We start from the raw sequence: 6949 nt of genomic DNA on the forward strand, positions 1-6949 counted from the left end.
TCCTCACCTTTATAGCGGTGTATCACCGAGACGCAAGAGTGTGGATGTCCAAAGACACTCGTATGGAGCAAGGAGCCGACGCGGCGCGCAGACAAGCACGAGAAGCCGCTGGTCGGATAGCCTCGAACGGCGCAACATGCCACCTCCGTTCGAACGACACGCACACGTCCGACCGTGTCCCGCCCGAGTCATGGGAAACGGGAATCGATCGCGGCGCCCCGACGGGAAAAATCATCTGCCGAGGCGCGGGGACCAGAAATGATGAATGCGCCGAGCACGGGATTTCCGCCGTTTTCACGGCTACGACGTGTGGTGGCGCGGCAGTCATGCCCACGAGCGGTCCGATGATCCTCCCACCGGCTAGCGTGGGTGGATGACCGACACCGCGGCGCTGCTCGCCGCCTACGACACCCAACTGCGCGCGGCCGAGACGTCCCACCTCCCGCCAGGGGCGCGCGCCGAGGTCGACGGGCCGGTGGTGCGCGTCGTCGGGCAGCGCCCGCGCGGTTTCGTCACGGGCCCGCCCGACCTCGGCGTGGACGGCCCCGCGCTGGACGCCCTGATCGCCCGTCAGCGGGACTTCTTCGCCGCCAGGGGCGAGGCCGTGGAGTGGAAGACCCGGGGGCACGACCGGCCGGCCGACCTCCCCCGGCGCCTGGTCGCGGCGGGTTTCGTCGCGGAGCAGCGCGAGACCGTGCTCGTCGGCGAGGCCGAGCGCCTGGCGGAGGCGCCGTTGTCGCCGCCGGAGGGCGTCACCGTGCGGGAGGCGGTGAGCGCGTCCGACATGGAACGGATCGCCGAGACGGTCTCCGAGGTGTGGGCCGAGGACCGGAGCTGGCTGGCCGCCGAGCTGACGGACCGGGTGGTGAGGAACGGCGACGGGCGCACCGTCGTCGTGGTCGCGGAGGCGGCCGGCCGGGTCGTCTCGTCGGCCCGGCTGGAGTTCGAGCCCGGCACGGACTTCGCCGGCCTGTGGGGCGGGTCGACGTTGGCGGCGTGGCGGGGACGCGGCATCTACCGCGCCCTGGTGACCTACCGCGCCCGCCTCGCCGTGGCGCGGAAGACCCGCTACCTCCAGGTGGACGCCACCGAGGACAGCCGGCCCATCCTGGAGCGCATGGGTTTCGTCGCGGTCACGACGACCACCCCGTACGTCTGGACTCCCCCTCGGTAACCGCGTCAGCGTCGGGATGGCGCCGCCATCTGGTCACCGTCGCTGGGGCGGGGCGGGGCGGGGCGGGGCGGGGCCGGGGGCGGGGTGGACGGACGGGGGCAGGCCCGCGCGCTAATCGGACACAGTGGACATTCACCATCAGAACACGCTGTGATGTCCGTCTGTTCACCGACCGGTCGTCTCCGGGTCACGCGTTCGCCCGTTCCCGCACAGCATCGGGTGCGGTACTTCGCGGCGTCTTGACGTGTGTCGCAGCGTGTGTCGCAGGAGGTTGTCGATGGGTGTGCTGAGTGGGCCGCGACGGTGGGTCGCGCTGGGCGTCCTGGGAGCGACGGTGGCCGTGGGCGCGCCGTCCGCGCTCGCGCAGGGAGACCAGGAGCAGGGCCTCGCCGCCCAGGGTCGCGCTGAGCAGTCCTCTGTGGACCGAACCCACGACGTGCGCAGGGCCATCCAGGGCGGCAGGGCACGCAACGTGATCCTGTTCATCGGCGACGGCATGGGCGACTCCGAGATCACCATCGCCCGCAACTACGCCAAGGGCGCGGCCGGCCGACTGGCCATGGACGGCCTCCCACTCACCGGCGCCTACACCACCTACTCGGTCACCAAGGACGACCCGAGCAAGCCGGACTACGTCACCGACTCCGCCGCGTCCGGCACCGGCTGGGCCACCGGAAAGAAGACCTACAACGGGGCGATCTCGGTGGACGCGCACGGCAAGCCCTCCCCCACGATCCTGGAGCTGGCCAAGCGCGAGGGCTTCCGCACCGGCGACGTCACCACCGCCGAGGTGCAGGACGCCACCCCAGCCGTGCTGGGCGCCCACGTCGTGAACCGGGACTGCAAGGGCCCGGACGAGACCAGCAAGAAGTGCGCGGTCAACGCCAAGGAGAACGGCGGGGCCGGCTCCATCGCCGAGCAGCTCGTCCAGACCCGCCCCGACGTGCTCCTCGGCGGCGGCGCCAAGTACTTCCGGCAGACCGTCAAGGCCGGGCCGTTCGCCGGCAAGACCGTGCTGGACCAGGCCAGGACCGCCGACTACCAGGTCGTGACCGACGCCAACGGCCTGCGTGAGGCCCGCGGCGACAAGCCGGTGCTCGGCCTGTTCGCCGACGGCAACATGGCCGTCCAGTGGACCGGACCCGCCGCGAAGGTCGGCGGCACCTCCCCGTCGACCTGCCAGCCCAACCCGAAGCTCCCCGCCTCCCAGCCGAAGCTGGCCGACATGACCCGCAAGGCGCTGGACCTGCTCGACCGCAAGGGCAAGGACCACAAGGCGGGCAAGGGCTTCTTCCTCCAGGTCGAGGGCGCGAGCATCGACAAGCAGGACCACGCCGCCGACCCCTGCGGCCAGATCGGCGAGACCGTGGGCTTCGACGACGCCGTCGCCGTCGGCATGGCCTACGCCAGGAGCCACCCCGACACGCTGGTCATCGTGACCGCCGACCACGCGCACACCAGCCAGATCATCCCGAACGACGCCAAGAGCCCCGGCCAGACCGCCACGCTGGTCACGCACGACGGCGCGCCCATGACCATCAACTACGCCACCAACACCCCGGGCGAGTCCCAGGAGCACACCGGCACCCAGGTCCGCATCGCCGGCTACGGCCCGCAGGCCGCGAACGTCGTGGGCGTGACCGACCAGACCGACCTGTTCCGCACGGTGACCCGCGCGCTCGGCGTCCGTTGACCCCGGACCGACCACTCGCGGTGTCCCTCCCCCGCTCCGGCTGACCAGGCCGGACCGGTGCGGCCCCATCCCTCACACCCGAGGGATGGGGCCGCGCCCGTTCAGGAGCCGTCAGAGGCTCGCCGGCCGCCGCTCCCCAGCAGCTCCGACACGGTCGTGAACCGGTATCCCCGCTCGCGGAGCTGGTCGATCATCGGTCCCAGCGCCTCGCGGGTCCGCTTCCGCCCGGCATACATCGCGTGCAGCAGCACGATCGACCCGGGGCGCACGTGTTCCACGGTGTGGGCGGCGATCTCCTCGGCGCTGGGGTCCTCCCCGGGGTCGGAGTCCGGCTCCACGTCCCACATGACCGTCGTGCGCTGGTGCTCGGCCAGGTAGTGCGGCAGCGCCAGCAGCTTCTTGCCGTTGGGCGGGCGGAACAGGATCCTGCCCGTGTAGCCGGTCGCCCGGATGAGCGTGTCCGTGGACTCGATCTCCCTGGCCACCCAGCCCGGTGTCACGCCGATCATCCGCTCGTGTGAGTAGCTGTGGTTGCCGATCTCGTGCCCCGCCGTCGCGATCGCCCGCCCCAGGTCGGGGTGCGCCGCCAGGTCGCGGCCGATCAGGAAGAACGTCGCCGGCACCCGGCGGGCGGCCAGCGTGTCCAGGATCTCCCGGGTCCCCGCCGGGTCAGGGCCGTCGTCGAAGGTCAACGCGACCACCTTCTCCGTGGTGTCCACCCGGTCGACCAGCTCCCCGAAGAACTGGAACGTCCGCGAACGGGCGACCCGGAGCAGCGCGAACGCGGACACCAGCACCACGACGAGCGCCACGGCCACGCTGATCGTCCACACCCGGGCCCGCCGGGACCGCAGTAATCCGATCATGGGCAACACCCTGGCGGACCCGGCGCGGCCTCGCTCGTCCAGGGGGTCGATCGGGCCAGCGCGGTTCGACCACAACGCACCCGATCGGGTGATGGGTCCGGGCGGTGGCCCGATGAGGATCGGGGATGCGCCCCGCGCCGGGCCGGCGCGCACCTCGGTCGGCCCCGGCGTCCGGTGGGCCGGATCGCGCCGCCGGCCGGTGTGGCGCGGCGAGGTCGTGATCGACCCAACGGCCGCCCGTTCGCGGGGGCCGCGGTGGACGGGCTCGAAGAACCTGCTGCGGAGAAGGGACACGATGAACGACGGGCAGCGTGGCGTTCCCCCGCGACCGCGACCGCAACCCTCCCGACCACCGAGAACAGCATGGTCAGCAGGGTCAGCACGGTCAGCAGGGTCAGCACCGTCAGCGCGGCCCGTCGAGCCGAACGTCGAGCACACGGAGGAGATCCCGCCCGCCGTCCCCGGCTCGCGGCCCTGGAGGGGCGTGCCCGGCCCGGCGCCCCGTCGGCCCGAGCGGGCGCCCCGGCGGTCTGAGCCGGCGGACCACGCCGAGGGGGCGGATCGACCCGACCAGGAAGACGGGCTCGACCGGGACGGTCGGCCGGAACGGGCGCGGCGGGCGGCCCAGGCCGCCCGACGTCGGGGGCGCGTGCTGCTCCTCAGCGTGCGGACGGCCGTCGCCACGGCCTCGGTCGGCGTCCTGCTCGCCTGCGGGGTCGCGTGGAACGGTTACCAGGACCTCGCCGAGGGGCTGACCACCTCGGACGCCATCGGGTCCGACCACCGCGCGGCGCCGGGCGAGGCGGTCAACATCCTGTTGATCGGTCTGGACAGCCGCAAGGACCAGAACGGCGAGATGCTGCCGAAGGAGATCCTGGACAAGCTGCACGCCGGTGACGGGACGCAGGGCGGCTACAACACGAACACCCTGATCCTGATGCACATCCCGGCCGACGGCGGCAAGGCCAGGGCGTTCTCCATCCCCCGCGACGACTACGTCAGCTTCGTCGGCATCCCTGGGGAGGGCAAGGGCAAGATCAAGGAAGCGTACGGGCTGGCCAAGTACCACGAGGAGCAGAAGCTGGTCGCGCAGGGCGTGACCGACCGGCCCACGCTGGAGAAGCGGGGCAGGGAGGCGGGCCGCAAGGCGACCCTCGACGTGGTGCGCGAGCTGACCGGGGTCCGCATCGACCACTTCGCCGAGGTCAACCTGGCCGGCTTCTACGACCTCGCGACCGCCCTCAACGGGGTCGAGGTGTGTCTGAACAATCCCGTGCGGGACAGCTTCTCCGGCGCGGACTTCCCGGCCGGCCGGCAGACGCTGGACGGGGCGCAGGCCCTGGCGTTCGTGCGGCAGCGGCACAACCTGCCGAACAACGACCTGGACCGCACCCGTCGCCAGCAGGCGTTCCTGGCCTCGGTGGCGCACAAGTTCCGCGAGCAGGGCGTGCTCACCGACCCGGCCGCGCTGGGCCGACTGCTGGAGGTGGCGAAGAAGGACGTCGTCATCGACAAGGGGTGGGACCTGTTGGCCTTCGCCCAGCAGGCCCAGAACCTCTCCGGCGGCAACATGCAGTTCGAGACCCTGCCCATCGAGGGGTTCCGCACCATCAACGCGCAGGCCGTGAACCTGGTCGACCCCGACAAGATCAAGGCGATCGTGCGGGAGGCCTTCGGCGAGAAGGCCCCCGAGCCCTCCAAGGCGGACGAGTCGAACGACAGGCGCGCCGCGTCGACCACGGTCGACGTCCTCAACGCCTCCGGCGTGGACGGACTGGCCGCCACCGTCTCCTCCGCCCTGACCAAGCAGGGCTACCGGGCCGGCGACGTGCAGAACGCGCCCAACCGGTCCGGCTCGACGGTCCGCTACGGCGAGGGCGCGAAGACCGAGGCGGAGAAGATCGCCCAGACCCTGGGCGGGCTCCCCGTCGAGGCCGACCGGCAGGTGCCGGCCAACCGGGTCTGGGTGCTGCTCGGGACCGGCTTCCACATGCCGCACGCACTCGGGGCCGGCGCACCCGCCACCGTCGGCCCCGCCGCAGCCCAGCCCGGCGCGATGCCGGCTCCTGAAGGCATCTCACCCCGGGGCGCCAACCCCATCGAGATGGGCGGAATCCCCTGCGTCGACTGACCCACGCGGGCCAAACGACCGAGGGCGGGGGCCGACCGCCCCCGCCCTCGGTGCACACTCACAGTCAGCCCAGGTCGAGCCGACCAGTCTTCACCGTGTCGACGAACGCGGCGAACGCAGCCGGCGCGAACACCAACGCCGCACCGGCCGGGTTCTTCGAATCCCGCACCGCAGCAGCTTCTGTAGCAGCCGCAACCTCCACGCAGGCGTTCTTGTTTCCGCTGCGGCTGGACTTCCGCCATACCGCGCCACTCAGGTCCAGCTCAATCATCGCGCTCCCCTTCGCACCAGGACTGGGGCTCAAGGGCAGGCTACTGACAGCGACGTGCAGGTCTGCCCCCTGACAGCACCAACCCTGACGACTCTGGCTCTGACCACAGGGCTGACCGTCAGCACGTTGGCCGGCGCCGCCATCGCCGACCCGCTGCCCGCCACTCACCCCGGGGTCGCCCCGTCAGCACCGGCGAGGGCTGCTGTCGCGGCGGACTACTGCGGCTTCTGGACCGCCGGCCTGTACGCCTAGCGGAACCGCGCCCTGGATCCGGATCCGTGTCCGCTTCTGGTACGGCTGGGACCACCGCGACATCTCGGTCGCGCGAGGCACCACCAACCTCAGCAACCACCCCGAACTGCGAGGCGCGGGAATGATCACCAACGCCTGGTGCGTCGAACACTGCTGACAGCAGCCCACGACGGCGACCACCACGGACCTCGCGACCGGACCGGGTGGCCGCCGTCGCCGTGCCCTCCGGGCTTTCGCATCCGCCGCAGGCCACAGTGAAGGCCCGCTGCTTCCGGACTGCGTGGGGGACCGCGCACCCATCCACCAGCTATCGGTAACAATGGGTGACACGCCTTCGGGGCGTCAACGGCGTCCTCACCACCCTCTACCCCGTCACCGTCGCCCCCGACATCCTGCGGAAGGCAGCCGAGTCCATCGAGAATGTTCGCAGCGGTCCCGGGGGCACCCCGCATCTGGAGGCCAACTGCATCACCTACGACGGTCAGAACGTCCAGTTGCGTCATGGCTGCGACGGCCGCTGGTATCCCTACACCCGCCTCGCCAACGGGTGGGCACCAGCGCC

At 71.6% G+C, this 6949-nt stretch carries 7 protein-coding genes; 5 read left to right on the forward strand and 2 right to left on the reverse strand.

What is annotated here, in order from left to right; translation table 11 throughout:
* Nucleotides 1-373: 373 nt before the first annotated feature.
* Nucleotides 374-1174, forward strand: coding sequence for a GNAT family N-acetyltransferase (locus LX15_RS15155; protein WP_253670228.1), 801 nt, complete (start codon nt 374-376; stop codon nt 1172-1174).
* 277 nt (nt 1175-1451) lie between these two features.
* Nucleotides 1452-2867: an alkaline phosphatase gene (phoA, locus tag LX15_RS15160; RefSeq protein WP_253670229.1), complete on the forward strand. Its 1416-nt coding sequence runs from the start codon at nt 1452-1454 to the stop codon at nt 2865-2867.
* A 101-nt stretch (nt 2868-2968) separates the two neighbouring features.
* Here phoA and LX15_RS15165 read toward each other — a convergent pair whose 3' ends face one another.
* Nucleotides 2969-3733: a polysaccharide deacetylase family protein gene (locus LX15_RS15165; protein WP_253670230.1), complete on the reverse strand. Its 765-nt coding sequence runs from the start codon at nt 3731-3733 to the stop codon at nt 2969-2971.
* 484 nt (nt 3734-4217) lie between these two features.
* Between LX15_RS15165 and LX15_RS15170 the strand changes: the two genes are divergently transcribed.
* Nucleotides 4218-5864 (forward strand): LCP family protein, encoded by a 1647-nt coding sequence (locus tag LX15_RS15170; protein WP_253670231.1) that lies wholly within the window; start codon nt 4218-4220, stop codon nt 5862-5864.
* A 64-nt stretch (nt 5865-5928) separates the two neighbouring features.
* Here LX15_RS15170 and LX15_RS15175 read toward each other — a convergent pair whose 3' ends face one another.
* Nucleotides 5929-6135 (reverse strand): DUF397 domain-containing protein, encoded by a 207-nt coding sequence (locus LX15_RS15175; protein ID WP_253670232.1) that lies wholly within the window; start codon nt 6133-6135, stop codon nt 5929-5931.
* Between the two features lie 126 nt (nt 6136-6261).
* On the opposite strand from LX15_RS15175, the gene LX15_RS32520 reads away from it, so the two are divergent.
* Both LX15_RS32520 and LX15_RS15180 read left to right on the forward strand, forming a co-directional pair.
* The gene (locus LX15_RS32520; protein ID WP_301304622.1) at nt 6262-6387 is read left to right on the forward strand and encodes a hypothetical protein; all 126 of its coding nucleotides are present in this window, start codon (nt 6262-6264) and stop codon (nt 6385-6387) included.
* Nucleotides 6388-6710: 323 nt separating this feature from the next.
* On the forward strand, nt 6711-6949 hold a 239-nt coding region (locus tag LX15_RS15180), incomplete at its 3' end, for a hypothetical protein (protein ID WP_253669072.1).

Origin of the sequence: Streptoalloteichus tenebrarius (assembly GCF_024171885.1) — a bacterium.
In the GTDB taxonomy this organism is placed as follows: Bacteria; Actinomycetota; Actinomycetes; order Mycobacteriales; family Pseudonocardiaceae; genus Streptoalloteichus; species Streptoalloteichus tenebrarius.

Excerpts from the sequence above, each read along its gene's own strand:
- LX15_RS15175 (WP_253670232.1), bottom strand. The coding sequence starts at position 6,135 with ATGATTGAGCTGGACCTGAGTGGCGCGGTATGGCGGAAGTCCAGCCGC.
- LX15_RS15155 (WP_253670228.1), top strand. The coding sequence starts at position 374 with ATGACCGACACCGCGGCGCTGCTCGCCGCCTACGACACCCAACTGCGC.
- LX15_RS15165 (WP_253670230.1), bottom strand. The coding sequence starts at position 3,733 with ATGATCGGATTACTGCGGTCCCGGCGGGCCCGGGTGTGGACGATCAGC.
- phoA (WP_253670229.1), top strand. The coding sequence starts at position 1,452 with ATGGGTGTGCTGAGTGGGCCGCGACGGTGGGTCGCGCTGGGCGTCCTG.